The 1606-nt window shown below is 48.8% G+C and carries 3 protein-coding genes; 2 read left to right on the top strand and 1 reads right to left on the bottom strand.

What is annotated here, in order from left to right:
• A partial coding sequence (locus ACWHAR_RS20800; protein ID WP_452087694.1) for a M56 family metallopeptidase occupies window positions 1-919 on the top strand: 919 nt, incomplete at its 5' end.
• A 57-nt stretch (window positions 920-976) separates the two neighbouring features.
• Complete coding sequence (locus tag ACWHAR_RS20795; protein ID WP_017697236.1) at window positions 977-1174, top strand: hypothetical protein; 198 nt, start codon at window positions 977-979, stop codon at window positions 1172-1174.
• A gap of 13 nt (window positions 1175-1187) precedes the next feature.
• Here the strand turns inward: ACWHAR_RS20795 and ACWHAR_RS20790 are convergent.
• Window positions 1188-1606, bottom strand: a 419-nt coding sequence (locus ACWHAR_RS20790) for a polysaccharide deacetylase family protein (RefSeq protein ID WP_452087693.1), incomplete at its 5' end; no start/stop codon positions are given.

Genomic DNA, 1606 nt, shown 5'->3' with positions numbered 1-1606 from the left:
AAAAAATGTGAAGCGGCTGCTCGGTAAGCTTTATTTTGCCGCCAGCGTAAGAGGGGTATCCGCTTACGCCTTATTGGTGCTCGCGTTATACGCATTACACGCCTCTCCATGGGTCATGGCTGTTGCCGTAATCCTGTATTGGGTATTCAACATGTATATGTCAGACCGTGTGTTGCGGGCGGCGATGGACGCCAAGCCTTGTCATCATCCGCATGTACAGGCAGCGGCCGATAAGATTTTTCGATCGGCCGGCATTTCCCATGTCCGCATATACGAAACGGAGAGTGATGATTACAACGGAATGGCAGTAGGCATGAATGTCGGGAGGTCAATGGTCATCCTGACAAGCGCCACACTAACACTTCCACAGCGTGTCATTGAAGGCATTCTGGCCCATGAGGCGATTCATATCAAAAAACGTGACGTTCTGTCATCACAGCTTTTGCGTTTTCTATATCTTGGAGCTGTCGTTGGGATTTTCCTCTTGTTTGAGCAGCATATCACCCATCCCGAGGCCCACAAAATTGCGCTTTGGGCTTTCATTATGGCAATCATTATCCTGTTCCAGCTCTATCAATCCTTTTGTTCACAATGGATGGAGGTGCGTGCTGACAATCTTGGCGCATCATTGCTGGAGGGCGGTTACAAACAAATGGCTGAAGCCTTGAAAATCTTGGCGGTTCGGCAGGATGAGGACATACAGAAACAAAGTGCCTACAGCTCTGAAGCAGGTGAAGACGAGCTTCAAATTGACTCTCTCACCCGTGATAAAAGCTGGTTTTTCAGATTGATTGATTTTCAGTTCGCTCCTCATCCCCCTATGTATTGGCGTGTCGGCACTTTATTGTCAAACAAAGGACGTGGGGTGCTAAAGCGCTGGCTCAGAGACCGCCTGAAAGAATCAATCACTTTGAAATGAAACCGGTCAGCGTTTCATCCGTATAACAGATATGGTGAAAAAAGGGAGTGACCAGAAGTGATAGTGATCTTATTGATAATAGCTATTATTGTTTTTCTTTCAGTCATTCAGCCGCAGCCATCGGATAATAAAAGCCGCCAGCAGGCGGACAGCGGGTATTTCGGTTATTCAGATCATAGCTCGCACCATGATGGATGCGGCAGTGACGGAGGTTTCAGCGATTCCGGCTGTGGCGGCGGAGGGGGCGGCGATTAAACGCCGCCTTTTTTTATTTCATTGATTCGATGTACGCACCAAAAGCCGAGCCTGACATGCCTGGGGACACGCGCACACGATGGAGGGCATACATTCCCTGGTCTCTCGAAGCCGCGCCCGGTTCTGTCGTCACGCCCATTTGATAGCCTGTTTTTTCAGCGGCCTTCAGCGTCTCCTCATTGTAGCGCCCTACCGGATAGCTGATGATGGTGGTTTGCTGATGAAACATGTTGTCAAACAGCTTTTTCGAATCAGCCATCTCGCTTTGCTGCTGTTGAGGCGTTAATCCGTTCAGTTCAAGGTGGTCAATCGTATGGCTTTCAATCGATATGCCGTGCTGTGCCATTTCCTTCATTTGTTCCTCTGTCAGATGGTGCTTATGTCCGATCGATTTGCCGATCATAAAAATCGTTGCCTTCATCCCGTACTTTT

This window comes from Bacillus sp. LR--39 (assembly GCF_053613335.1).
Note: the sequence above shows the minus strand (reverse complement) of the source record. Positions and strands in the feature narration are given on the sequence as shown.